Below are 23,495 nucleotides of genomic sequence, written 5' to 3'. Positions count from 1 at the left end.
TTTTAAATTGTAAAGTTAATAATATAAAAAATCATCTACTAAATTTCCAAGATTTAGGTTTTCATATGGATTAACTTATAATAATATTGAAGATGAAAAACAAATTTAATTTTTGCTATTATGTGAAGAAATTAACATTCTTACAGTTGGGGTGATTCATAAATGGATAAAAAAGCACTCATTATTATTGATTATACGAATGACTTTGTAGCAGATGCTGGTTCATTAACTTGTGGTAAACCTGCACAAGATATTGAACAAAGTATTCTTCAAATAACTAAACATTTTATTGAAAATCAAGATTATGTTGTATTTGCTGTAGACGTCCATGATGAGAATGATCCGTTCCATCCCGAAACAAAATTATTTCCACCTCATAATATTAGACATACTAAAGGAAGAGATTTATATGGTGGATTAATGGATTTATACAATTTGACAAAAAGCAATTCAGCGGTTTCTTGGCTTGATAAATCTCGATACTCTGCTTTTGCTGGAACAGACCTTGAGATTAAACTAAATGAAAGAGGCATTAACGAACTTCATTTAATAGGAGTTTGCACTGATATTTGTGTATTACATACCGCAGTCGATGCTTATAATAAAGGTTATAAAATAGTCGTTCATCAAAAGGCTGTAGCAAGTTTTAATGCAGCTGGGCATGAATGGGCATTAAGTCATTTTAAAAATACTTTAGGGGCGGAAATAAGATGAATTATAACTTTCAAGATGATAGCCTTGCACTTCATACAGATCTTTATCAAATTAATATGGCTGAAACTTACTGGGGAGACAATATTCACAATAAAAACGCTATTTTTGAACTTTATTTTCGTAAACTCCCATTTGGAAATGGATATGCAATCTTTGCGGGGTTAGAAAAAATAATCAGTTATTTGCAAAATTTTAAATTTAGTAGTTCAGATCTTGACTATTTAAAAGAGGAACTAGGTTATAAAGATGAGTTTATTCAATTCCTGTCTAATGTAAAATTCACAGGATCAGTTCGAGCAATTCAAGAAGGCGAATTAGTATTTGGCAATGAGCCAATTTTAAGAGTTGAGGCTCCGCTATTAGAGGCACAATTAATTGAAACTGCTTTATTAAACATTGTCAATTATCAAACATTAATCGCTACGAAAGCATCGAGAATTAAACATATCGTTGGTAATGATACGTTAATGGAATTTGGAACAAGACGTGCTCAAGAATTTGATGCTGCTATTTGGGGAGCAAGGGCTGCTTATATTGGTGGATTCCATGCGACAAGTAATGTTCGTGCTGGTAAATTATTTAACATTCCTGTTTCAGGTACACATGCTCATGCGCTTGTGCAAGCATATCGAGATGAATACATCGCTTTCAAAAAATATGCAGATCGTCATTACAACTGTACATTCCTTGTTGATACATACGATACATTAAAAAGCGGAGTACCTAATGCAATCAAAGTTGCCAAAGAACTAGGTGATAAAATTAACTTTGCAGCAATCCGACTTGATAGTGGTGATCTAGCCTATTTATCGAAAGAAGCAAGAAAAATGCTCGATGAAGCTGGTTTCGTAAATACAAAAATTGTTGCTTCGAATGATTTAGATGAATATACAATTTTAAATTTAAAAGCACAAGGAGCAAAAATTGATTCTTGGGGAATCGGAACAAAGCTTATTACAGCATATGATCAACCGGCTCTGGGAGCAGTTTATAAATTAGTCAGTATTGAAGATGAAACTGGGAAAATGATTGATACAATAAAAATTTCTCAAAATCCTGAAAAAGTAACAACTCCTGGATTAAAGAAATTGTATCGAATAATTAATACAGTTAACCATCACGCTGAGGCTGATTATATTGCCCTTGAAGATGAAGATCCAGGGTCTGAGGAAAAAATAAAGTTATTCCACCCGGTACATCCATACATCAGTAAGTTTGTAACTAATTTTGAAGCTAGAGAACTTCATCACCAAATCTTTACAAAAGGTGAATTAGTCTACAAATTGCCTGCGATTAAAGATATTCAAGATTTTGCTGAAAACAACTTAAGTGTACTTTGGGAAGAATACAAGCGAGCATTAAACCCTGAAGAATATCCTGTAGACTTAAGTCAAAAATGTTGGGATAACAAAATGGAAAAAATAGCAGAAGCTATAAAGAAAACAGAGGAAATGAAAAATGGCTAAAATAGGGATTTATGGCAGTTCATTTGATCCGATTACAAACGTTCATTTATGGACTGCAAGTACGATTGCTCATCGTTGTCAATTAGACAAAGTTATCTTTTTACCTTGCTCTTCAAAAAGAAGAGATAAACAATTACATAATACTGATGAACATCGTTGGAATATGTTAAAATTGGCAATTCAAAACAACTCAAAGTTTATTGCAGACGATTATGAAATGAATAAAGAGGCTTGGGAAGTATTCACCTACTATACAATGAACCATTTTAAAGCTAAATATAGTGAAGATGAAGTGTATTTCATAATGGGTGCTGATCTCCTAGAAGACATTGCAGAAGGAAAATGGAAATACGGTGATCAATTAGTTTCCGAAAATAAATTCATTGTAATGGCCCGTGATGGAATTGATATGTTAAAGACGATCTCTCGTTCTCCCTTATTAAGAAATAATGATAACGGTTCAAGATTTCATCTGATTGATAAAGGATTAGCGATGGAGATAAGTTCAACATATATCCGAGAAGAATTTGCTAAAGGAGGCGAGCCTAGATATTTATTGCCAGAAGATTGCTACGCTTATATAAAAAAATATAATCTGTATCAAAAGGAGAATGAAGATTGAACAGTTTACAAAAAGAAATCATCGAAGAAATGAAAGTAAAGCCAGTTATCGATCCTAAAGAGGAAATAAGAATAAGTGTTGATTTCCTAAAAAACTATCTTAAAAAACATCCTTTTTTAAATGGATTTGTATTAGGTATTTCAGGTGGTCAAGATTCAACTTTAACGGGTAAACTTGCACAAATAGCTATAGATGAATTAAATAATGAGCAATCAGAAAAAGAATATGTATTTATCGCAATTCGATTACCATATGGCGTTCAAATGGACGAAGATGACTGCCAGGAAGCGTTAAAGTTTATCCAACCAACTAAGACTTACACAGTGAATATTAAAGCGGCTGTAGATGCAAGTGTTAATACATTAAAAGCTATTGGCGTTGACCTGACTGACTTTGCAAAAGGTAATGAAAAGGCACGTGAAAGAATGAAAGCTCAATATAGCATTGCTGCTATGAATGGGTGTGTTGTATTAGGCACTGACCATTCCGCTGAGGCTGTTACTGGCTTCTACACTAAATATGGCGATGGTGGGTCAGATCTTTGTCCAATTTTCCGTCTAAATAAACGTCAAGGAAAGATGCTGCTTAAAGAACTAAATTGCCCACCTAAGCTATATGAAAAAGTTCCAACAGCTGACCTTGAAGAAGATCGCCCACAATTAGCAGATGAAGTTGCTCTAGGTGTTACATATGATGAAATCGATGATTATTTAGAAGGTAAAGAAATTAATCGTGACGCTCAAGCAAAAATCGAATCATGGTTTAATAAATCAAGACATAAGAGACAAATGCCATACACTGTCTTTGATAAATTTTAATACAGATCGCCCGCCAACCACTCAGTCTGAAATCGGTTAATATTTTCAGGACACTAAAAAGCTACCAATTTTGGTAGCTTTTTGATTTTTGAACACAATAAATGGATATGAAAGTAAAAATTGGACAAGGTAATAGTACAGTCATTAAGAAAGGAATGTTCATATTATGTGGATTTTATTTTTTATTCTTTTAATCTTATGGGTACTAGGTTTTTTTACTTTCCATATCGCGGGCGGACTAATTCATATTCTTTTAATTATTGCAATTATTGTATTTATCGTGAACCTATTTAGACGTAAAAAGTAGCAAATTTATAGAGAATACTTTTTCTAAAAACTGAGAGCTTGTTTTTTAAGCTCTTTTTTTATGCCATATTACTCTTCTATATTCCTCTATTTTTGAATAAACTTCTATGAATGTCATAAACAATAGAGGAGCGAAATTATGACTGTTAGTATGGAGCCCCCTATATCAATGGAACAAATGCTTCAAACAATTCGTACAGGACTACCAAAAACATTTGAACCTAAAAATATTATTATTGTTGGTGCTGGGATATCAGGTTTAGTAGCTGCTTCACTTTTAAAAGGAGCAGGACATGAGGTAACTATTCTCGAAGGAAATGATCGGATTGGTGGTCGTATTTTTACTAATCGTAATTTTTTTGCAGGACAGTATATGGAAAATGGTGCTATGAGAATCCCTTCTATTCACTTGCTTGTTTTAGAGTATATTAAAAAATTTAACCTTCCTTTAGAAGAATTCATTAATAGCACCCCAAATGATATTATTTTCGTAAACAATGTAAGAACTATTCAAAAGCTTTATGAAGAAAATCCAGACATTCTCAACTTCCCAACATCACCATCTGAAAAAGGTAAAACTGCTGAATATTTGGCTCAATACGCCATGCAACCAGTAACTGATTTCATAAAAAAGAATCCAAAGAAGAATTGGGAAATCGTTATTAAATTACTTGATCGTTTTTCGATGGAGTACTATTTGAAATATAATCCATATGGCAGAACATTATCAGTTGGAGCCATTGATATGATTAAGGTTATGCTTGGGATGGAAGGCTTCCCTGAACTTTCATTCACTGCCTTACTTCGAGAAGTAATGATCCTATTTACGCCTGGACTAAAGTTTTATGAAATTAAAGGTGGAAATGATCACTTACCCTATTCATTCCTACCAGAGCTAAAAGAAAATATTTATTATCATCAAAAAATGAAAAAAATTGAACAACACGACTCTTCTGTCACGATTCATACAGTGGATACACAAACCTCACAGGCATATTCTGTAACTGGAGACTTAGCCATCATTACTATACCTTTTTCATTACTAAACTTCGTTGAAATCATTCCACGTGATTTGTTTACTTATAACAAATATAAAGCAATTCGACAATTACATTATGTTCCTTCGACTAAAATTGGTTTACAATTTAAAACTAGATTTTGGGAGAAAGAGGGTTTTATTGGAGGAAAAATGATTTCTGATCTCCCTGTTCGTTATTCCTATTTCCCGAGTCAATCCGTTGGTTCAGATGGCCCAGGTGTCATATTAGCAAGCTATACATGGGAAGATAACGCATCAATTTGGGATAGCTTATCTGAAAAAGAACAAATAGAGAATGCGCTGGAAGATTTATCAAAGATATACGGTAAAGAAATATATAATGAATTTATGACTGGTAATACTTTTAGTTGGTCAGAAAATCCTTTTTCAGGTGGAGCTTTTGCTATTTTCAAACCTGACCAGCAAACTGAAATTGCTCCATATATTTCAACTCCCGAGGGACTAATCCATTTTGCGGGTGATCACACTTCTACAGCACCAGGTTGGATTCAAGGAGCAATCGAATCTGGAATAAGAGTTGCTTATGAAGTTAACGATCTACCCAAATCAACCGCGACTGTGAATGATGTTACAAATGATCAAATGGAATCGTGACAGGTTCAGATTTCTAACCTGAACTTTTTGTAAAGATGATTTTATTTCTAGTAAAACAAAAAAAACCCACAAGGTACATAATCTTGTGGGACTTTATTATGATATCATCCAATTTTTAAATAACCTACTGATGGAACGAATGAGTATCCTTGATTGATAACCATATCTGTTATTTCTGTCGTTTCAGTATCCTTGACTTGATGAAACAATTTATATTTTATTGATTTTATTTTCTTTCCCCTTAATACATTATTTAAATAAATTAACTCAATTTCTAAAAATGGTATTCTGTACTTTAAATTATTCGTGATCCTATTTGTGATTAGTTCATAAAACTCAATATCGTCAGTATTAACTGATTTTTTTTTCATATCTTCTATTAATTTATTCTGTTTATCAGTAAACTCACTAATAATATATTCGATTTCCACTTTTGAAAGGGAACGAGTTTCTTTTAATGGCAATGTAACTTGATTTGTTTTTTCTTTCCTAAATAATCGTTTAAAAAATTTAATCATAGTCCCGTCCTCTTCAATTTTTCTTATTTATATTTTGTCATGATTAAACAAGAATGTAAAAGTAATTTTTTAGGCACTAATACTATTCTATTATTAAACTGAAATTCCTTTGTAGAATTGGCTTCCTTTTAAAATTTTTATTTGCTTACTATTCCTTATTTAAGATAATAATGATCTCCATAAATAAGTTTTAAAAAATTTTCCCCATTAACTTGATGGAGTACCTCATTATTAGATCGGGCTAAAAATACTTGGCATTCTTTAATACTAAAATCTTTTGGTGTTAAGATCGAATTCTTTTTATTATCTAATACAAGAGATTCATTGAATTCTTTATACATATTAAATTACCTCTTCCTACAATCTCAGTATTCAAACTGAAATTCCACTGATTTACTATTCATAAATTAACAGTTTCCTTTTCTTGTACGGACTTTCCTCTCTGTGATAGGTAGCTGTGTAAGATCATACCAATCATGATAATAATCATTCCGATCCAAGAAATAATTGAAGGAGATGCCGATGATAAAAAGATCATCTCACCAATTACTGCAAACAGTACTTCCATTGATTGAGTTGCCTCTACTGCTCCTAATTTTTGCATATTTCCCCTTACTAAGTCGGTAGCTCGAAAAAATAATACAGTAGCAATTACTCCTGATGAGATCGCTACAATTAAGGATTGTGATACTTGACTTTGACTTGGTAGTCCTATTGTATATAAGCCATAGATTGATAGGATGATCCAAAATGGTAAACTTGCTAAAGTCATTCCTAAAACGCGTTGATATACATCTAGCTTTCCATCACATAATTCCATCATTTTCCGATTACCTAGTGGGTATGCAAATGAGGCAATAATAACTGGCAAAATACCTGTTAAAACCGTTGAAATAGCTATTTTTGTTGCTAACTCAACTTGCATTAACAAAATACCAAATATGATTAGTAAAGACATTCCTAATCCTTTAAAAGGAATTTTTCCACGTACCTTCCGAGTTCCATTTGATGTTTGAATTGAAATAAAGAAAAATGGTGCTAAAAGTGACCCAGATAAAATTGTTATCTGCCATGAACTAGCTATAAGCCATCCAGGAGAATAAACCGCTGCTAGACAGATTGGTGCATAAAACAAACCGAATCCAACGGTTGACCATATAACCCAACTTTTTAATTTCCCTTTCATTTCTATCAATAAATCATACAAATTTCTTCTAGTAATTACGATGATTAATAAAAAAGGTACCATAAAAAAGTATCTTAAGGATGCACTCCAAATCCAACTCCCACCAGATAATTCCATCGAGCGGTTTAAAATAAATGTAATTGAAAAGAACAATGCCGCTAATATTCCTAATAGTATCGGGCGCATATTACCACCTCTATAATTCTTCTTGTCTTTTAATTTCCCCATGGACACTTTATGAGGAAGTAAATCTCCACTTCTGGCCTTTTTACTTCCTCATGAACACTTTATGAGGAAGTTTATCTCCGCTTCTGGCCTTTTTACTTCCTCATGACCACTTTATGAGGAACTTTATCTCCGCTTCTGACCTTTCTACTTCCTCATGAACCTTCTATGAGGAAGTAGATCTCCAATTCTAGCCTTTTTACTTCCTCATGAACCTTCTATGAGGAAGTTTATCTCCACTTCTGGCCTTTTTACTTCCTCATGAACACTTTATGAGGAAGTAGATCTCCATTCCTGACCTTTTTACTTCCTCATGAACCTTCTATAGGGAAGTTTATCTCCGCTTCTGGCCTTTTTACTTCCTCATGAACCTTCTATGAGGAAGTTTATCTCCGCATCTGGCCTTTTTACTTCCTCATGAACCTTCTATGAGGAAGTTTATCTCCACTTCTAGCCTTTTTACTTCCTCATGAACCTTCTATGAGGAAGTTTATCTCCACTTCTGGCCTTTTTACTTCCTCATGGACACTCTATGAGGAAGTTTATCTCCACTTCTGGCCTTTTTACTTCCTCATGAACCTTCTATGAGGAAGTAGATCTCCAATTCTAGCCTTTTTACTTCCTCATGAACCTTCTATGAGGAAGTTTATCTCCAATTCTAGCCTTTTTACTTCCTCATGAACCTTCTATGAGGAAGTAGATTTCCAATTCTAGCCTTTTTACTTCCTCATGGACACTTTATGAGGAAGTAGATCTCCATTTCTGACCATTTTACTTCCTCATGAACCTTCTATGAGGAAGTTTATCTCCGCTTCTGACCTTTCTACTTCCTCATGAACCTTCTATGAGGAAGTAGATCTCCAATTCTAGCCTTTTTACTTCCTCATGAACCTTCTATGAGGAAGTAGATCTCCAATTCTAGCCTTTTTACTTCCTCATGAACCTTTTATGAGGAAGTAGATCTCCGCTTCTGGCCTTTTTTCTTCCTCATGGACACTTTATGAGGAAGTAGATCTCCATTTCTGACCATTTTACTTCCTCATGGACACTCTATGAGGAAGTTTATCTCCACTTCTGGCCTTTTTACTTCCTCATGAACCTTCTATGAGGAAGTAAATCTCCAATTCTAGCCTTTTTACTTCCTCATGGCCACTTTATGAGGAAGTTTATCTCCGCTTCTGACCTTTTTACTTCCTCATGAACCTTCTATGAGGAAGTAGATCTCCAATTTTGGCCCATTATCTTCCTCATTACCGTGCATTTTTAACTAAATGAACCCCTCCAATCCACCAATCGATCCCAATTAAATTCATACGATTTGCTTTCCCTTTTAGTACGTCTAATCCCCATTTTGTTAATTCAAGTTTTGCTCTTTGGTTATATTGTTGGTAGCTTGGTAATTTACTGTCGCTACTTATTAAAGGGTTATCACCTTTCATTAATTCATTTAAAATTGCTGCGAAATATAAATCGCTTATTCCATCATTTGTTCTTTGTCTTACAATTTTATTAAATAGTTCTGCAAAAGTGATAATACCTTCATTAATCATTGATAATGCTAAAAATTCTACTTCATTTAATCCATTCTGTTGAGAAGGGAAATATGTCATATGGCTTAATAAAGATTGTTTTAAAAACGGAAGTACATGACATTTTTGAATAAATTCATTGAGCTCATCTAGATTATTTGAACAATAGGCTTTCCACCCTGCACATGCTTCTTCTATTTGTTCGTTTGTAATTTCCTGTTTAGTTGGCAGTAATTCAATTAATTGTTCAGATGATAATTGACCTAATCCGTGAAATGGTTCAATTCCTTCATATTCATATATACTAACCATCGAGATTTTTTGAAATCCAAGTGCTGATAATTCTGATAATAAGTAGAGTATCGTCACCTGATCATATCGATCATGTTCGAACCATAGAACAACTTCCTCAGAACGGGATAGTTCATTTAATAATTGATATTGGCTTTTGCAGTTTTCAATAAAAAAACTCGATGGAATTTGTAGTTTTTGTTCAAAAAATTCTGCTCTTCTTTTATATGTTTCTTCTAAAGTCCAATCTTGGCTATGTGGCCCAAAATCATACATTTCTCTCCATACGATGATATTATCATTTAAAGACTTTATTTTTTCTCCAACCACATCACCATTTACAATATGATTCATCATTTCATCTACTTTCTCCATTGGGTTAACTAAAAAGAAAATACATTACGCCATAATTGATGTAATGTATGATAACAAGATTATATAATTAACTTCTTAATTCTTCCTACAGATCGCAGATTCCTCTTAAATAATAAAAAACCACCTATTATTAATAGGTGGCGAGACATTCCCTTATTTTATGAGATAGGTTCTTTTTTCTTTCAAAAAAATCCTAAGACCAATCGTCTTTATTTAATCTCTCTTTTTTGTTTTTTTCTACTAGAGGACATCTCCACACCAGTTTCAGATGTTGTAGTCCCTTGACCTTGTACATTCGGTGATCCTAAGCCAATTCTAGATGGATCTTTTTTAGTTTTTCCCATATTAAACACCTCCATCTTTACTTTTTCTAAACTTAAACTTCTTTATTCAAAGAATATTTTTCCTGTAAATTGCAAATCTTATATTTCTGAGGAGGTGTTTTTTATGGCTAGAATCGGAGTAGAACAATCTTTAACAAATGTCCAAGAAGCATTACGTTCAGCGGGACACGATGTTGTTGAATTAAAACAAGAATCAGATGCAAATGGTTGCGATTGCTGCGTAGTAACAGGACTTGATTCAAACGTAATGGGAATGCAAGATACTGCTACAAAAGGATCAGTAATTGAGGCAGGCGGCTTAACAGCTGAGCAGGTTTGTCAACAAGTTGAAAGTAGATTACAATAACAAATTACAAAAACATGTATTAAACATTCTAAAGAAAACTCGCCGATTGGCGAACTTTATGTGGAGACAGGGACAAAAGCTTCACTTTTATGCAACTACGACTAGTCCCTTCATCGCTAGAAAATTTATCCTTTCTAATGTGCAAAAAAGGGTATGCAAATTTTAATGAAATTTGCTTACCCTTTTTTCAAATTATAAATTTAATCCACCGTATAACAAAGCTCCCATAACAATAAAAGCAGGATGTAGCTTTACTTTCTCCATTAATATGTAACTGATTACTCCTAAAAATAAAAACTGTCCAATCCCAATTTGAAAATATGAATCTTGAAATGAGTTATAAGCCATAACGCCAAGTAAAACTGCAATTGTTGGCTTTACGTATAGAGTCATTCGTTTAACTTGAATCGAATGACGATATTTATACAATATTCCCATTAAAGTCAGCATGAGAATTAGTGAGGGTGCAATTGTAGCGAATACAGCCAAAAATGAACCTAGTATACCACCTTCATGAAATCCAATATACCCTGCCATTTTTGTAGCAATTGGTCCAGGTAAAGAGTTCCCCATCGCAAGAGCCTCGTTAAATTCTTGATTCGTAAGCCAACCCCTTGTGATGACTTCTTTTTGAATAAGAGGAATAGTTGCAGGGCCTCCTCCATACCCTAAAATATTAGCAACAAAAAACGCCCAGAAAATGTTCAAATATATCATTATGCAGACAGTCCTTTTGATTTTTTACCTTCTACTGATTTGGTTGGCTTAATGACCGCAAATAATAATAGCCCTCCAATAATAATTCCTGGATGTATATGAAAATATTGCATTAAAACGATCCCTGCTAAAATATGTCCGATTGTAAATGGCCATTTCAGTCCCTTAACGGAAGCTTCTACAAATTGCCAAGTTAGTACACCAAGCATGACTCCAACTACTGGAACAATTGCTTTAGTCATTCCTTGCACCCATTTTAGATCTTTAAATGTCACTAGTGTAGTCAATAAAATAACCATTAAAATAATCGTTGGTATGGTTGTTGCAACTATTGCATTGATCATCCCCATTTTACCGCCTACTTTGAATCCAATGTATCCTGCCATTTTAGTATTAATCGGTCCTGGTAGTGTATTTCCAATAGCGAGCACGTCTCCGAATTCTTCATCATTCATCCATTTAAAGCGTTCAACCACTTCTTTATGTACTAAAGGAATGGTTGATGGTCCACCTCCGTATCCGAGCATGCTGCTCCTAAAAAAGGCGATAAAGATGTTTAATTGTTTCATAAAATCCATCCCTTTAGTTTATCTTTCTTTTAGTTTGCAATAAGACAAGAGCACTTCACGCAATTTCCGCATGGTTTTTTCTTGACTGGATTAGGACTTACCATATTCATTAATAACGAGGTCTCCTCATTACAAAGCGTGCATGTCTCATTAGTCAGAGCTTTTTGTATTTGAGTCATATCTACTAACTTTAAGGCTTCTTTCATATGTTTGTCGCATACTAACAACATATCATTCACTCCCGCTCTTAAAATTGGATTTTATGGTGTAGATGTCACTTTCTTTTTTGGATGATCTAATTTTCGTTTTTTCACTTCATCTGTTACTTCTTCGTTCCATGAAATCGTTACATCTTCGTCAGTGATGAAAGCTTGGCAACCTAATCGGAATCCTTTGCTTAACCATTCTTCACCAAGTTTTCGACGCTCCTGTACTTTTATATGATCAACAGTACCCTTTTCAATTTTACAAACGCATGATCCACAAACGCCTCCACCACATCGATTTGGCAGTTCTCCATCAAATCGAAGAGACATACGTAAAATATTGGAGTTTTCCGGTACTTCTAATACTTTTCCACTAGTAGCAAAATTCAGTTTCGGCATAAATTAAATCCTCCTCTTTACCTCTTTGGTATACAATATACCATATTTATAATTTTCTGACAATATATAAATTACATAAATTAAGCTATTTTTCTTAATTTATATTACTCTATTTGTTTTTATATACCGGTCTGATATAATATTTTGTATACCAAAGAGAACTAAATATTCAAAAAACGAGGTGATGAAATGCTTACTATTGGAATAATCGGATATGGAGCGATTGGAAAAGACATCGTCAAATATATCAACGAGGGCAAGGCTGGCGATGTATCATTAAAGGCCGTTCTCGTACGGAGAAAGGATCAATACGAAACACATATTAGCGATTTAATTTACGACAACGAAGAGGCTTTTTTCGGATTAGGATTGGATATCATAATTGAGGCTGCAGGACATGATGCTGTGTACAAGTATGGTAAGAGGACACTATCTTCTAGTAGTGATTTAATCATCTCTTCTGTAGGTGCACTAGCAGATGATACATTATTAGTAGAACTTGAAAATGCTGCAAAGCTTACTAACAGCAAGATCATCATCCCTTCTGCTGCGATTGCAGGATTAGATCGTGTAGCTGCTTCAATGCTACAAGAGGTTGATGAAGTAAAACTTGTAACGAGAAAACCACCGAGTGCATGGCGAGGAACGATAGCAGAGGAAAAGGTAGATTTAGACACTGTTAAAGAGCCAATTTGCATTTATAATGGTGTTGCTAGAGAATCTTCTATGCTTTTTCCAGAAAGTACAAATGTTTCAGCAACTTTGAGCCTTGCCGGAATCGGATTTGATAAAACAAAAGTTCAAGTTTATGTAGATCCAAACATAGCCAGAAATTCACATCAAATTTTCGTTAAGGGATTTTTTGGTGAAATGGAAGTAAAGGTGCAAAATATTCCTTCTTCTACTAATCCAAAGACTGGGTATATTGTAGCAATGAGTATTTGTAATACATTAAAAAATAGAACGTCAGCTATCGTTATTGGTGTCTAATATTTTCACTTTTACTATTTTTAAATACGAAGCTAAAATAAAAAGACCCTTATTTTTTAGACATCAAAATTGTCTAATGAATAGGGGCTTTTATTATTTTAGAAAAAACATCAACTATTTTATGTCGTTTTTTCTTTTCTTTTTTCTATGTAGTTCATGTAAGCACGTCTAGAATTTTCGATATGAATTTTCGTTAAATACTCCGACATTTCTATTTCTTTATTTCGTACCGCTTTCATGATTTCAATATGTTCTCTCAATGATTCCTTACGTCTTCCAGGCGTTTCGTACCCCATATTAGCAGACATATGAATATAATCTGTTAATCCGGATAAAATTTCAAATAGCTTCGGACTTCTCGCTGCCTTATATAAAAGAAGATTCATTTCGATATGTTCATTCTCAAAGGTTTCGTCTGAGTGTTCTTCAATATAAAGAAGCTCCTCAATTTTCTGATCAAACTCTTTTTGTATTTCATCCGTCATTTTTTTAGCAGCCAATTTTGCTGCTAATACTTCTAGTGAAGATAAAATCGTAAACACTTCCATAATGTCTTCATCAGAAATATTCGAAACGATAACACCTTTACGAGGGACCGTTTTTACAAACCCTTGTGATTCTAAGCGGAATAAAGCCTCTCTAATAGGTGTACGACTAATATTTAGCTTAACAGCAAGCTCCCGTTCAATTAAGCGATCACCTGGCTTATAATGCCCCTCTAAAATCAATTCTTTTAAATATCTATACGCATGTTCCCGGATTGAAAGAAAATTAGTTTCCATCTCCATTCCATTCACCTGCCTCCCATTTCTTGCCTATTTTAAAATAGTTTATCATCATTTCGTTAAAAGTAAATCGATATTTCTATTATAGTAACTATTAAATGAGTAATCGAGTACATAGTTGAAAATATAGCACAATCGTCCTCACACATGAACCTCTAATTTGTAGTTCTTTTATCTCTTAAATCCTATATTTCGATAAGTAGATTTTATTATATTTAACCACTTTTCATACATACAAATACAAACTTTACTCCTGTTTATTTTCGATAAAAATGTTTGTACACCAAAAAAGGCGATGTAGGAACAACACCTAACCGCCTCCTAAGTATTATTTTTTAATGTCTGCAGCAGTAACGACTTCATAACCGTCATTTGAAAGGAGCTCTTGCAAAGCTTGCAGGGCAGCAGTACCTACTGCTGTATCCTGAGCACCATTTCCACCACTGATCCCTACGCCCCCAATGACTTCACCATTTACTACAATTGGAAAACCGCCGACAAAGATGGCAAATTTTCCATTTAACATATGTTGGATTCCAAATGCTTCATTTCCAGGTAGGGCTGGCCCGTTTGGTTCTGTATTGAATAAATGAGTCGAGCGTTTATGCCCCGCTGCTGTATATGCTTTAGCAATAGCAATTTCAGGACCCGTTATACGAGCACCATTCATACGTTCAAGTGCAATAACATATCCTCCGTCATCTACAATTGCAATCGTCTCTGGAACGTTGATTTCCTCAGATTTTTTCTTAGCAGCTTCAATCATTACTTTTGCTTCATCTAGTTCTAATTTTAATACTTTTTTCATTTAAAAATCCTCCTTTAGTAACCGATATAGACTGTTTTTATTTGGGTAAAAAATTCAAGTCCAACTCTACCTGACTCACGGAATGTAGAAGTACTAGAGCGTTTTACTCCACCAAATGGTGCATTCATCAAATTACCTGTTGTTGTACGATTTACTTTAACTGTCCCTGCTTGAACATCTTTTGTAAATTGATGAGCGAGTTTCAAATTATTCGTAACAATCGATGCTGATAATCCATATTCAACATCGTTAGCAATTAATAATGCTTCTTCATAGCTTTCTACTTCAATTACAGCAACTACAGGGCCAAAAATCTCTTCTTTTGCAATCCTCATTTCAGGATTTACATTCGTAAAGATAGCCGGTTCAATATAGTAGCCGTTTTTGTATTTTCCAAACGTAAGTTGTTGGCCACCATATTCAAGAGTAGCCCCTTCTTCTTTCCCAATACCTATATACTTCAGCACATTTTTTAACTGTTTTTCATTTGCTAATGGGCCAATAATGACACCTTCGTCAAAACCGTCGCCAATTTTTAAAGTACTTGTTTTTTCTACTAATTTTTGAACAAATTGTTCCTTTACTTCCTTCATAACAATTACACGACTAGTGCCTGTACATGCTTGACCAGTAAGGTGAAATCCTCCATTCACTGTTAGGTTAACTGCCAAATCAACATCTGCGTCATCCATTACAATTAAAGGATTTTTTCCACCAAGTTCCATTTGTGTTCTTGTAGTAAAGGATGTATTTTGATGAATATGTTCCCCAGCACTAGTAGACCCAGTGAAAGTAACTCCTCGTATAGCAGGATGTTTTACTAAAATATCCCCGATATCGGATGAACTTCCTGTTACAAAATTGATGACTCCTTTTGGTATACCGGCTTCATGTAGTGCCTCAACTAGTCTAAATGCAATTAAAGGTGTATCAGATGAAGGCTTGAAAACTACTGTATTTCCAGTAATTAGTGCTGGAGCAATCTTTCTAGATGGTATGGATAATGGGAAATTCCATGGTGTAATGACTGAAATAACACCAAGAGGCTCCCTTTCTGATGTAACTCTCATATTTGGATCATCATTTGGGAACGTTTCCCCTGTAAAGCTTTGTCCTTCAATTGCATAATAACGAAGTGTTTCAGCTGAGCGAAGCACCTCCTGTTTGGCTGCAGTAATTACTTTTCCTTCCTCTCTTGTTAATTCCTCTGCTAGTTGTTCTACTCTCTGTTCAAGTATTGCTGCTGCCTTATTTAAAATTGCAGCACGTTTAGAAGGTGGCGTTTGTGCCCAGGCAGGAAAAGCCTTTTGAGCTGCATCTATTGCTTGTATCACGTCTTGTTCTGTCGACGCTTGAAATGTGCCGACAATATCTTCCTTATTAGATGGGTTAACGCTTTGGAACGTTTTATTGTTTACAGACTCGACCCAATTTCCAGATATGTAATTTTTATAAGTTTCTAGTTTAGTAGTTAGCAAATTTATCATCCTTTCTGAACAAGATGGCAGTTCCCTATACGGAAACTGCCATTTTATTTTCTATTATGCTTGTACTAGAGCACCTAAATCCTTTTCAAGATATTCTCTCCATAAGCCATCCATGTACATGCGACGCATTTTTGCACCAGTACGAACTACTTCTAAGCAACGTTGTTGTAGCTCAGGAGTATCAGCATGATCAAGTACAATTTTGTATCCACGCTCTCCGTGAATTTCATCTGATACGATGTGTAAGTCGAAGAATTCGATCTCCTCATCTGTAAAGTTGTACTTCTCACGTAATGCTGGAGTTTGCTTACGATAAATGTCTGGAACTTGAGATTCAAGTCCAACAACTAACGCTGCAGTTGCTACTACGAAGTTTTCACGTGCTGCTACCGAATAACACCAGCTTTGTAAACCTAATGTTGTAGGAGCCATGTTGTTTGGATCTAACACGCGCTCACGAGTTGTTCCACAAGCTTCAGCAAATCGGATTAATAAGTCAGTATGGCGGTCGCCAGCGATTTCTTCTTCGTACATATTTTGTAATGTGAAATCTTTTGCATCTTCATATTTTGGTAAGTTTGGAGTGTTATGGTAGATATAAGCTAAGTAATCTGCAAACGGCCCAACATAATGGTAATGATTTTCAGCCCAGCGAGCGAAGTGACTACGCTCTAATTTTCCTTCAGCCCATGCTACAGTAAAAGGTGCCTTTTGGCTGTGGTTCCCTTTAATCGCTTCTTCTAATTCCTTACGAAACTCATCTTTAGATAATAATCTAGTCATCCAAACTCCTCCTCCAATATGTTTATGTAATTTAATAGATTAGTTAAACAATTCAAGTATACCAAATCACTTAAAACACTTATAAAAAACTACTAAAAGTATGTATTTATTTGTATTTTGTATTTGGTATACCAACTAACCTTATATTAACCCATTGTTTTTTATTTGTAAATACATTTTTATTTAATTTTCTAATTTTTCTAAATTTTAAAGAAGTGCTCTACCATATAATGAGCGCGACAATGGTAGAGACTATTAATCCTGTAGCAACAGGAAGTAAATTTTTCCTCGCTAACTCTAAAACATTCACACCACAAAAACTAGCAACCGCTACCAATGATGACCACGCAATTAACGTTCCACCACCTGTCCACACAGATCCCATTTGACCGATAGCTCCTAGCGTTCCAGGCTCCATTCCAACTCCAGGTGCCAATGCTCCTGATAAAGCTCCTACTAGTGGCAATCCAGAAAAACCTGATCCTTCTAAACCAGTAATAGCTCCGGTAATTAATAGACCAAATGCCGTTAAAACCGAATTATGAGGAATGATCGATTGACCAGCCTGAACTAAATCAACTAAGAACGCTGGCTTTGCTACATTTTCTCCTAAGGAGAAAATAGTACCGCTAAAATCCGAACTACCTAAAAAGAAAAATGCTGCAATTGGAATAACTGGTCCCATTGCACGAAATGCAAATACGAATCCTTCTGTAATATGCTCACTAATTTTATCAAGAGCTTGTAAACGACGGAACGCTACGCATGTTACTACTAACAACATAGTTGCAACACCACCGATAAATGCTGCACCGTCTCCTCCTTCAAAACCACTCATTTTTCCATTTCCGAATTTCGTTGAAAACATAAATATGATAACTGCTAGTAGTGACACTGGGACTAATACAGCAAAAATTTTACCCCATTTTTCACGCTCTCTATGATCCACAGTTGCTTCTGTTGCAGCAGCTATTTCATTTGCAGAAGAGTTTTTGTTTACAAGTGACTCTAAATGTTGCAATGAAGCATCACTTTCTGATTTACCGATCGATTTGCGTTCAGTAAAATACGTAATCGCGATTGCAACTCCCCCTGTAATTAAAGAGAGAATCATTACCTTACCTGACACAGCTGATGTTTGAATACCTGCTGATTTTGCAGTAAGCATTGGAGCAATTTGCATAATATAGTCTGAAGATAATGCCATACCTTGTCCTGCAATCGAAACAACCATGGCACAAGCAATCGGCGACAAGCCAGCACGAATAGCCGCAGGTACTAATAATGTACAGATAAGCGGAACAGCAGGCGTAGGCCAGAAGAATAAAGAAATGACATATGTGACCACTAATAAAACAGCAAAAGCAATATGTCCGTTTTTCATCACCTTTTGCATAGGAGCAATCATTCTTTCATCTGCACCAGTATCTTTTAAAGAATGTAATAAAGCCACCATAAAAGTGATGATTAAAAAGATAGTAAATAACTCTTTTGCTGCTACAAGGTTTGCGTTGAACAACGCTTGAAATCCACCAACAACTGATCCCTTATAAGCAACAGCTACAAGAAAGGTTCCAATGATAGTAGGCAATACAACCCCTTTTCGAAACAGCATAGTCACAATAACAACAAGTGTCATGATACCATAAAGCCAGTGAGCAACAGTTAAATCCATAAACTCCACCCTCTCATTTATAGGTACTTACAACTTACATTCTTCTTCTAGATGTAATAGCTTTTGGAGTTCATTTGAAAGGTTTTCGAGTGCTTCACCTACAATCTTTTCCCCTATTTCGTAACTTGCTTGTGTTGCATCTCCAATGCAACCATTAGTCGTCATCTCTTCGTATCGATAAAACCCTTGAATAGCTTTACCAGGTCGTAACTGCTTCCATTTGCCTTCATTTTGGATACTACCTTTTGTAATTTTATTTGGTCTAATTAAGTGAGGAGCCAAGTAAAGTGCTTCTGACACTTCTCGTTCACAGCTGTGACCGAACAATGGCGAGTGAATAAATTCTGAGATTGATAGTTTAGCAGATGCAGTCGTTTTAGCATAATAGATTTCAGAACCTAGCTCTTCTGACAACATGGTGCAAGCAACATTTAAAGTTGACTGATTGCCACCGTGAGAGTTTAAGAATAAAAATTTTTGAATACCATGTTGTTTAAGAGATACGATCATATCTTTTAAAATTGCTATAAGAGTAGTCGGTTGCAATGAAATTGTTCCTGGGAAGTTTAAATGATGATGCGAGACTCCCATATTAACAGTAGGCGTTACAATTACATGAGGATACATTTTTTCAGCTAATTTCTCAGCCATTTTTTCGGCTAGTACAGCATCACAGCTTTCAACCATGTGAGGCCCATGCTGTTCGTGTGCACCAATTGGAATGATTGCTAGTTTTACAGTATGTAGTGCATCCTGTACTTCTTCCCAAGTCATCTCAGTTAACAAATATGATTTCATACTTTCACCCCCTTTCATAGTTGAATCCGCTTACAAAAACTTCTACTCTCGTTCTATGATCCAACAGTTAAATTAAAGAGGTATTTTGTATACCTAGAAAGTGCAAAAAAATTATTGTGCATTGACTGGTTTTGCAACTTTCGGTTTTGTGGCATTTATATTTTCTTGTGAAATGACAATATCATCTTTGATCGTTAGCTGACAGCATAATCGAATGCCTTCTTCAACCTTTTCACCTAGCATTTTCTGCTCTTTCCAGTTTGGCGGATCAAGCTTTTCTGCTCCTTCTAGCACTCTACATGCACATTTTGTACATTTTCCCATCCCACACCCGTATTTCAGTTTTGGAAATTGACGGATGCCTGCCAACACGACTAAATTTGCGTCATCACGCACTTCTTGCTCAATAATCTCTCCTTCTACATGCAAGCGTACTTTTGGCATATATATCCCTCCAATGTAATTTTCTCAAAATTTGAAAAATTTAATCTGATTATAATTCGAATTTTTTAGAATGTAAATACTATAATTTATTTGGAAATTTTTAACACAGACTGTTTTGTCTTTAAAAATAACTTTTGATTAAAAATTCAGAAAATTATTGATTAATATTTTCATCTGTATTACACTATGAATAGAAATTTGGTATACAAAATACCTTATGCTCAATACTACATAATTAAATGAGGAGTGTGCAAAGATGGGTAAGTATATTGTTTTAACGAATAAAGACACGTTTCAAACGATTGTGGATAACGAAGGATTAAAGGCACTCGAAACATACCACTTTTACTTTTTCAACGAACTAAAAGCTAAATATACAATTGCTGAAGTGTTAGATGACAATATTAAAATTAAACTTTACGAAAAGTATGAAGGAAAAGAATACGTGAATGAAATTCGCGTAAAGTTCTTTGAGACATTTGAAACGATCGAAGCAGCACATGAAGAATTATACGAAATAGTAAAAGCTCAAGGAAACAGTGAAGACTCTCAACATTCCAAATTAGTGAAGTCAGACATTCTAACAGTATAGATTACATAGAAATAGCACTGATCCAGTGCTATTTCTTAATTTTATAAATAAAAAAAGACAACAATTAGCATGTTGTCTTTTTGATCCCTCTAAATAAGCCACTCTAAACCAAACAAGTAAAACATGACAATAAGTAGATAACTAATTGTATATGGAATATTCCAATTCGATACTTTAAATGAGTTCTCTTTAACGATGCTCGACATTAATCCAATCGTCGCATTGTATGGACCTACTAAAAACGCAGAAATGGCTCCGGCAAGTAATGACACGGTTAAAATATACGGTGAAATACCTAAGCTTTGTGGATCAAGCGCTTCAGCCATTAACGTTAAGGTTACAGCAGGATGTAGCCCTGTGAACGCAAATGCTAACGGAATTAACGGTAATAGAATTAAAAATACCTCTGGTCCTACACTATCTTTAAAATGAGTGACTGCAATATTTACTGTTTCATTAATATTCGTATCTTTTACAACAGAAATAAAAAAACCAGCTGACAAAAAGATAAAAAATTGGTCTTTCATTTTAAAAGAATAGGTATGAAAATAGTCCTTAAAACTATGTAAAAATGCAATATGTTGCTTAATCAGTAGCGACCAACCAAGCGCAAACGGAATGACTAGAATTGATACGATAATAACAAAAGAATAGGAAAAAAGATGTTCTGCAAATGAAATGATAAGATTGAATAGAATAATAGCTATGATAATATGAAAAACTTTTCCCTGTGTAACCACACCTTCTAGTGAAGCAGCAGTTTCATCTGTTACTAAATCATTTCTATGCCCTTTCGTAACATTTTTCCGTGAATTCCTTGATGCCAATACCCAATCTAACACAATCCCTAAAATACTTAATGGTAATACGTATGGTAAAATAGATGCCCACTTTACCCCAGTTACCCCAATTACAATACCTACGATTGGTGTGATGGGTGCCCATAGTAGAGGCATCGCAAATCCATGGGTAATGGCTCGACTCATAAAACGATCTTCTTTTTTTATAGAAAAAAGACTTAAAGATGGTTGAATAGAATAATATGTCATTGGTAGAGTTGCCAAATTCATAAACATACTCAAAAAGTATGAAATTCCTGATGTCATTATGTACAATTGACCAGATGTTTTTACTTTTTTCTGTATAATCGCTTGAATGCCCTTTGCATAACCACCTAGTTTAACCGGAAAACCTAATATTGGAATTACTGCAAACAAAGTAAGCAAATCAAGCATTGGACCGAATGAAAGGATATATTCTTTTATACTTGCATTGCTTCTCCAAAGAAGAGTGCATCCAATAAGTAAAAAAATACTTCCTATTGTTCTAACTAGCGATTTAACAGTAAACATCGTATAAAGAACAATAAAGGCACATAAAGAAGAAATAATAAATTGTAAATCCCATTGAAACAAAGAGGAACATAAATAGAAAAAAATTACGATTCCAAACACATACTTCAACAACTGTATCACCATCCTCCCTTTAACCTTGGTATACCAAATGATATTTTTTAGTGTGATTTATAAGGAATTATACCATAAATACCTGATTTTGGTATACAATTTTATCTTTATCCATCCCAGCCTGAAAAGATAAGTTAAAGTTAAAGAAAAATACATGTTGAGCTTAGTCTTTGGATTTTAACTTTATAAAATAAAAGAATTGTATTAAAAAGTTAAAGATATTATATTCAATTTCCAATGTATTTAACCAAGGTCAAAGAGTGCACAATAAAAAATTCTTACCGAATTCGCTAAGGTTTTAAATTTGCCTTATATAGATCCTCGCTTGAATTAATTTACACTAAAAAAGCGATTATCGATGTATCAATCCCCTAATTAATGTAAATGATAAAATTAAGGGAGGTGTCTTATAATGGCAAAAGATGTTCTTTGCGAAGTTGATAACTGTAAATATTGGGCTTCTGGAAACAAATGTAGTGCAGATTCCATTTATGTTGTGAGCCATAAAGGGAAACAAGCTAGAAATAATGCTGAAACAGATTGTAAAACATTTGAAGCTGGAATGTAATTGCTAAAAGGGTAACCTATTTCGATGGTTGCCCTTTCTTATTTATAGTATTGATAATAACTATCATTTTCATTCAAATATATTCCAATTATTTTATTTTTTTACATTTTCTATTTTAGTTCTTTTAATCTAATCACTCCATTTCAAAATAATAATCTCTTTCAACTTTACACACTTTTAATGCGAATGATTCATACCAGTCTTTTTTCCCACGCTCTTGAGCAACTTTGTGCGCTGCATTCTCTTTCCATGCCTTTATAGCATCCAATGACTCCCAATATGAAACCGTTATCCCCATCCCATCATCACGAGCGCTTTCAACCCCTAGAAACCCTTGTTGACTCGTTGCTAATTCAACCATTTTTTCAGACATCTTACTATACCCATTATCTCCATCAGTTCTTTTAGAACAAAAAATTACCGCATAATATGGAGGTTTTGGCATCTTGGCAAATGAACTCATTATGATCCCTCCTTCTTCTATAAATCATATTTGATTAAGGAGTTAAATAACATAGACAAATTCAAAAAAATGCAAAAAAAAAGCGATACCAAATGTACCGCTTACAAATTCACTCAAAAAAATATGGATTTCCGCTTATGTTATTTCTCATTTCATCTGTTACTTCATAATCCTCTTGTTGGTAATTTTGATCTAATGCTTCTTCATTCATTCCACTGCCATCAAAATGTGCTGGTTTATTTTCCATACAAATCACCTTCTAATTAAGATTAGTTTTATACCGCAAAACTACATTATTAGAATGTCCAATTCTTAAAAAATAAATAATAAAAAACAATCCTATAAAACCCT

Annotated in this window: 27 protein-coding genes; 10 read left to right on the top strand and 17 right to left on the bottom strand. The window is 34.3% G+C overall.

What is annotated here, in order from left to right:
- The first annotated feature begins 162 nt into the window (after positions 1–162).
- The 6 genes from ACSBO6_RS04390 to ACSBO6_RS04365 all read left to right on the top strand — a co-directional run bounded on the left by ACSBO6_RS04390 (position 163) and on the right by ACSBO6_RS04365 (position 5,580).
- Entirely contained in the window at positions 163–714 is a 552-nt protein-coding gene (locus ACSBO6_RS04390; RefSeq protein WP_498844218.1) for a cysteine hydrolase family protein, read from the top strand.
- On the top strand, positions 711–2,180 hold the full coding sequence (locus ACSBO6_RS04385) for a nicotinate phosphoribosyltransferase (RefSeq protein WP_498844217.1): 1,470 nt from the start codon (positions 711–713) through the stop codon (positions 2,178–2,180). Before ACSBO6_RS04390 ends, ACSBO6_RS04385 begins: the two co-directional genes overlap by 4 nt.
- Entirely contained in the window at positions 2,173–2,802 is a 630-nt protein-coding gene (gene nadD, locus ACSBO6_RS04380; RefSeq protein WP_098848551.1) for a nicotinate (nicotinamide) nucleotide adenylyltransferase, read from the top strand. Before ACSBO6_RS04385 ends, nadD begins: the two co-directional genes overlap by 8 nt.
- Positions 2,799–3,620: an NAD(+) synthase gene (nadE, locus tag ACSBO6_RS04375; RefSeq protein ID WP_098848552.1), complete on the top strand. Its 822-nt coding sequence runs from the start codon at positions 2,799–2,801 to the stop codon at positions 3,618–3,620. The genes nadD and nadE overlap by 4 nt, the downstream gene beginning before the upstream one ends.
- A gap of 166 nt (positions 3,621–3,786) precedes the next feature.
- The gene (locus ACSBO6_RS04370; protein WP_216600079.1) at positions 3,787–3,927 is read left to right on the top strand and encodes a lmo0937 family membrane protein; all 141 of its coding nucleotides are present in this window, start codon (positions 3,787–3,789) and stop codon (positions 3,925–3,927) included.
- Positions 3,928–4,065: 138 nt separating this feature from the next.
- Positions 4,066–5,580, top strand: a complete 1,515-nt coding sequence (locus ACSBO6_RS04365; protein ID WP_098848553.1) for a flavin monoamine oxidase family protein — start codon at positions 4,066–4,068, stop codon at positions 5,578–5,580.
- 104 nt (positions 5,581–5,684) lie between these two features.
- On the opposite strand, the gene ACSBO6_RS04360 is transcribed toward ACSBO6_RS04365, so the two are convergent.
- From ACSBO6_RS04360 to ACSBO6_RS04345, 4 genes are all read right to left on the bottom strand, one after another.
- Positions 5,685–6,098 (bottom strand): hypothetical protein, encoded by a 414-nt coding sequence (locus ACSBO6_RS04360; RefSeq protein ID WP_098848554.1) that lies wholly within the window; start codon positions 6,096–6,098, stop codon positions 5,685–5,687.
- Between the two features lie 400 nt (positions 6,099–6,498).
- Positions 6,499–7,470 (bottom strand): DMT family transporter, encoded by a 972-nt coding sequence (locus ACSBO6_RS04355; protein ID WP_098848556.1) that lies wholly within the window; start codon positions 7,468–7,470, stop codon positions 6,499–6,501.
- A gap of 1,289 nt (positions 7,471–8,759) precedes the next feature.
- Entirely contained in the window at positions 8,760–9,686 is a 927-nt protein-coding gene (locus tag ACSBO6_RS04350; protein ID WP_180232791.1) for a DUF1835 domain-containing protein, read from the bottom strand.
- A 227-nt stretch (positions 9,687–9,913) separates the two neighbouring features.
- Entirely contained in the window at positions 9,914–10,048 is a 135-nt protein-coding gene (locus ACSBO6_RS04345) for a YuzL family protein (protein WP_098844013.1), read from the bottom strand.
- A 103-nt stretch (positions 10,049–10,151) separates the two neighbouring features.
- On the opposite strand from ACSBO6_RS04345, the gene ACSBO6_RS04340 reads away from it, so the two are divergent.
- Positions 10,152–10,394: a YkuS family protein gene (locus tag ACSBO6_RS04340; RefSeq protein ID WP_098844014.1), complete on the top strand. Its 243-nt coding sequence runs from the start codon at positions 10,152–10,154 to the stop codon at positions 10,392–10,394.
- A 192-nt stretch (positions 10,395–10,586) separates the two neighbouring features.
- Here the strand turns inward: ACSBO6_RS04340 and ACSBO6_RS04335 are convergent, their stop codons facing one another.
- From ACSBO6_RS04335 to ACSBO6_RS04325, 3 genes are all read right to left on the bottom strand, one after another.
- Complete coding sequence (locus ACSBO6_RS04335; protein ID WP_098844015.1) at positions 10,587–11,111, bottom strand: chromate transporter; 525 nt, start codon at positions 11,109–11,111, stop codon at positions 10,587–10,589.
- Positions 11,111–11,680, bottom strand: coding sequence for a chromate transporter (locus tag ACSBO6_RS04330; protein ID WP_098844016.1), 570 nt, complete (start codon positions 11,678–11,680; stop codon positions 11,111–11,113). Before ACSBO6_RS04330 ends, ACSBO6_RS04335 begins: the two co-directional genes overlap by 1 nt.
- 260 nt (positions 11,681–11,940) lie before the next feature.
- The gene (locus ACSBO6_RS04325; protein ID WP_098844020.1) at positions 11,941–12,285 is read right to left on the bottom strand and encodes a 2Fe-2S iron-sulfur cluster-binding protein; all 345 of its coding nucleotides are present in this window, start codon (positions 12,283–12,285) and stop codon (positions 11,941–11,943) included.
- Between the two features lie 189 nt (positions 12,286–12,474).
- Between ACSBO6_RS04325 and ACSBO6_RS04320 the strand changes: the two genes are divergently transcribed.
- Complete coding sequence (locus ACSBO6_RS04320) at positions 12,475–13,275, top strand: aspartate dehydrogenase (RefSeq protein WP_498844216.1); 801 nt, start codon at positions 12,475–12,477, stop codon at positions 13,273–13,275.
- A gap of 119 nt (positions 13,276–13,394) precedes the next feature.
- Here ACSBO6_RS04320 and ACSBO6_RS04315 read toward each other — a convergent pair whose 3' ends face one another.
- From ACSBO6_RS04315 to ACSBO6_RS04285, 7 genes are all read right to left on the bottom strand, one after another.
- Positions 13,395–14,063 (bottom strand): GntR family transcriptional regulator, encoded by a 669-nt coding sequence (locus ACSBO6_RS04315; RefSeq protein ID WP_098232970.1) that lies wholly within the window; start codon positions 14,061–14,063, stop codon positions 13,395–13,397.
- A gap of 325 nt (positions 14,064–14,388) precedes the next feature.
- Positions 14,389–14,868, bottom strand: coding sequence for a GlcG/HbpS family heme-binding protein (locus ACSBO6_RS04310; RefSeq protein ID WP_098844025.1), 480 nt, complete (start codon positions 14,866–14,868; stop codon positions 14,389–14,391).
- 14 nt (positions 14,869–14,882) lie between these two features.
- Positions 14,883–16,355 carry an aldehyde dehydrogenase family protein gene (locus tag ACSBO6_RS04305; protein ID WP_498844215.1) on the bottom strand — a complete coding sequence of 491 codons (1,473 nt, stop codon included), beginning with the start codon at positions 16,353–16,355 and terminating at the stop codon, positions 14,883–14,885.
- A 54-nt stretch (positions 16,356–16,409) separates the two neighbouring features.
- Positions 16,410–17,138 (bottom strand): iron-containing redox enzyme family protein, encoded by a 729-nt coding sequence (locus ACSBO6_RS04300; RefSeq protein ID WP_098844030.1) that lies wholly within the window; start codon positions 17,136–17,138, stop codon positions 16,410–16,412.
- Positions 17,139–17,358: 220 nt separating this feature from the next.
- Positions 17,359–18,813 carry a hypothetical protein gene (locus ACSBO6_RS04295; protein WP_098844033.1) on the bottom strand — a complete coding sequence of 485 codons (1,455 nt, stop codon included), beginning with the start codon at positions 18,811–18,813 and terminating at the stop codon, positions 17,359–17,361.
- Between the two features lie 27 nt (positions 18,814–18,840).
- Positions 18,841–19,611, bottom strand: coding sequence for a creatininase family protein (locus ACSBO6_RS04290; RefSeq protein ID WP_098844035.1), 771 nt, complete (start codon positions 19,609–19,611; stop codon positions 18,841–18,843).
- A gap of 111 nt (positions 19,612–19,722) precedes the next feature.
- The gene (locus ACSBO6_RS04285) at positions 19,723–20,055 is read right to left on the bottom strand and encodes a 2Fe-2S iron-sulfur cluster-binding protein (RefSeq protein ID WP_098844038.1); all 333 of its coding nucleotides are present in this window, start codon (positions 20,053–20,055) and stop codon (positions 19,723–19,725) included.
- Between the two features lie 256 nt (positions 20,056–20,311).
- Here ACSBO6_RS04285 and ACSBO6_RS04280 point away from each other — a divergent pair, with 256 nt between their 5' ends.
- Complete coding sequence (locus tag ACSBO6_RS04280) at positions 20,312–20,647, top strand: hypothetical protein (protein ID WP_098844040.1); 336 nt, start codon at positions 20,312–20,314, stop codon at positions 20,645–20,647.
- Positions 20,648–20,736: 89 nt separating this feature from the next.
- Here the strand turns inward: ACSBO6_RS04280 and ACSBO6_RS04275 are convergent, their stop codons facing one another.
- Entirely contained in the window at positions 20,737–22,122 is a 1,386-nt protein-coding gene (locus ACSBO6_RS04275) for a hypothetical protein (protein ID WP_286138235.1), read from the bottom strand.
- A gap of 403 nt (positions 22,123–22,525) precedes the next feature.
- Between ACSBO6_RS04275 and ACSBO6_RS04270 the strand changes: the two genes are divergently transcribed.
- Positions 22,526–22,681 (top strand): DUF1540 domain-containing protein, encoded by a 156-nt coding sequence (locus tag ACSBO6_RS04270; RefSeq protein WP_098844043.1) that lies wholly within the window; start codon positions 22,526–22,528, stop codon positions 22,679–22,681.
- 133 nt (positions 22,682–22,814) lie between these two features.
- On the opposite strand, the gene ACSBO6_RS04265 is transcribed toward ACSBO6_RS04270, so the two are convergent.
- Together ACSBO6_RS04265 and ACSBO6_RS04260 are read right to left on the bottom strand one after the other, a co-directional pair.
- The gene (locus ACSBO6_RS04265) at positions 22,815–23,144 is read right to left on the bottom strand and encodes an antibiotic biosynthesis monooxygenase family protein (RefSeq protein WP_098844045.1); all 330 of its coding nucleotides are present in this window, start codon (positions 23,142–23,144) and stop codon (positions 22,815–22,817) included.
- Positions 23,145–23,253: 109 nt separating this feature from the next.
- The gene (locus ACSBO6_RS04260; protein ID WP_180232793.1) at positions 23,254–23,391 is read right to left on the bottom strand and encodes a hypothetical protein; all 138 of its coding nucleotides are present in this window, start codon (positions 23,389–23,391) and stop codon (positions 23,254–23,256) included.
- Positions 23,392–23,495 lie beyond the last annotated feature (104 nt).

Source organism: Bacillus sp. AL-1R (assembly GCF_052180195.1).
Lineage (GTDB): Bacteria > Bacillota > Bacilli > Bacillales > Bacillaceae_G > Gottfriedia.
This window is presented reverse-complemented; position numbering and strand designations above follow the sequence as displayed.

Excerpts from the sequence above, each read along its gene's own strand:
- ACSBO6_RS04390 (WP_498844218.1), top strand. The coding sequence starts at position 163 with ATGGATAAAAAAGCACTCATTATTATTGATTATACGAATGACTTTGTA.
- ACSBO6_RS04365 (WP_098848553.1), top strand. The coding sequence starts at position 4,066 with ATGACTGTTAGTATGGAGCCCCCTATATCAATGGAACAAATGCTTCAA.
- ACSBO6_RS04315 (WP_098232970.1), bottom strand. The coding sequence starts at position 14,063 with ATGGAGATGGAAACTAATTTTCTTTCAATCCGGGAACATGCGTATAGA.
- ACSBO6_RS04355 (WP_098848556.1), bottom strand. The coding sequence starts at position 7,470 with ATGCGCCCGATACTATTAGGAATATTAGCGGCATTGTTCTTTTCAATT.
- ACSBO6_RS04260 (WP_180232793.1), bottom strand. The coding sequence starts at position 23,391 with ATGGAAAATAAACCAGCACATTTTGATGGCAGTGGAATGAATGAAGAA.
- ACSBO6_RS04370 (WP_216600079.1), top strand. The coding sequence starts at position 3,787 with ATGTGGATTTTATTTTTTATTCTTTTAATCTTATGGGTACTAGGTTTT.
- ACSBO6_RS04270 (WP_098844043.1), top strand. The coding sequence starts at position 22,526 with ATGGCAAAAGATGTTCTTTGCGAAGTTGATAACTGTAAATATTGGGCT.
- ACSBO6_RS04350 (WP_180232791.1), bottom strand. The coding sequence starts at position 9,686 with ATGATGAATCATATTGTAAATGGTGATGTGGTTGGAGAAAAAATAAAG.
- ACSBO6_RS04265 (WP_098844045.1), bottom strand. The coding sequence starts at position 23,144 with ATGAGTTCATTTGCCAAGATGCCAAAACCTCCATATTATGCGGTAATT.
- ACSBO6_RS04280 (WP_098844040.1), top strand. The coding sequence starts at position 20,312 with ATGGGTAAGTATATTGTTTTAACGAATAAAGACACGTTTCAAACGATT.
- ACSBO6_RS04310 (WP_098844025.1), bottom strand. The coding sequence starts at position 14,868 with ATGAAAAAAGTATTAAAATTAGAACTAGATGAAGCAAAAGTAATGATT.
- ACSBO6_RS04360 (WP_098848554.1), bottom strand. The coding sequence starts at position 6,098 with ATGATTAAATTTTTTAAACGATTATTTAGGAAAGAAAAAACAAATCAA.
- ACSBO6_RS04345 (WP_098844013.1), bottom strand. The coding sequence starts at position 10,048 with ATGGGAAAAACTAAAAAAGATCCATCTAGAATTGGCTTAGGATCACCG.
- ACSBO6_RS04305 (WP_498844215.1), bottom strand. The coding sequence starts at position 16,355 with ATGATAAATTTGCTAACTACTAAACTAGAAACTTATAAAAATTACATA.
- nadD (WP_098848551.1), top strand. The coding sequence starts at position 2,173 with ATGGCTAAAATAGGGATTTATGGCAGTTCATTTGATCCGATTACAAAC.
- ACSBO6_RS04340 (WP_098844014.1), top strand. The coding sequence starts at position 10,152 with ATGGCTAGAATCGGAGTAGAACAATCTTTAACAAATGTCCAAGAAGCA.
- ACSBO6_RS04295 (WP_098844033.1), bottom strand. The coding sequence starts at position 18,813 with ATGGATTTAACTGTTGCTCACTGGCTTTATGGTATCATGACACTTGTT.
- ACSBO6_RS04320 (WP_498844216.1), top strand. The coding sequence starts at position 12,475 with ATGCTTACTATTGGAATAATCGGATATGGAGCGATTGGAAAAGACATC.
- ACSBO6_RS04330 (WP_098844016.1), bottom strand. The coding sequence starts at position 11,680 with ATGAAACAATTAAACATCTTTATCGCCTTTTTTAGGAGCAGCATGCTC.
- ACSBO6_RS04385 (WP_498844217.1), top strand. The coding sequence starts at position 711 with ATGAATTATAACTTTCAAGATGATAGCCTTGCACTTCATACAGATCTT.
- ACSBO6_RS04290 (WP_098844035.1), bottom strand. The coding sequence starts at position 19,611 with ATGAAATCATATTTGTTAACTGAGATGACTTGGGAAGAAGTACAGGAT.
- ACSBO6_RS04335 (WP_098844015.1), bottom strand. The coding sequence starts at position 11,111 with ATGATATATTTGAACATTTTCTGGGCGTTTTTTGTTGCTAATATTTTA.
- ACSBO6_RS04285 (WP_098844038.1), bottom strand. The coding sequence starts at position 20,055 with ATGCCAAAAGTACGCTTGCATGTAGAAGGAGAGATTATTGAGCAAGAA.
- ACSBO6_RS04300 (WP_098844030.1), bottom strand. The coding sequence starts at position 17,138 with ATGACTAGATTATTATCTAAAGATGAGTTTCGTAAGGAATTAGAAGAA.
- ACSBO6_RS04325 (WP_098844020.1), bottom strand. The coding sequence starts at position 12,285 with ATGCCGAAACTGAATTTTGCTACTAGTGGAAAAGTATTAGAAGTACCG.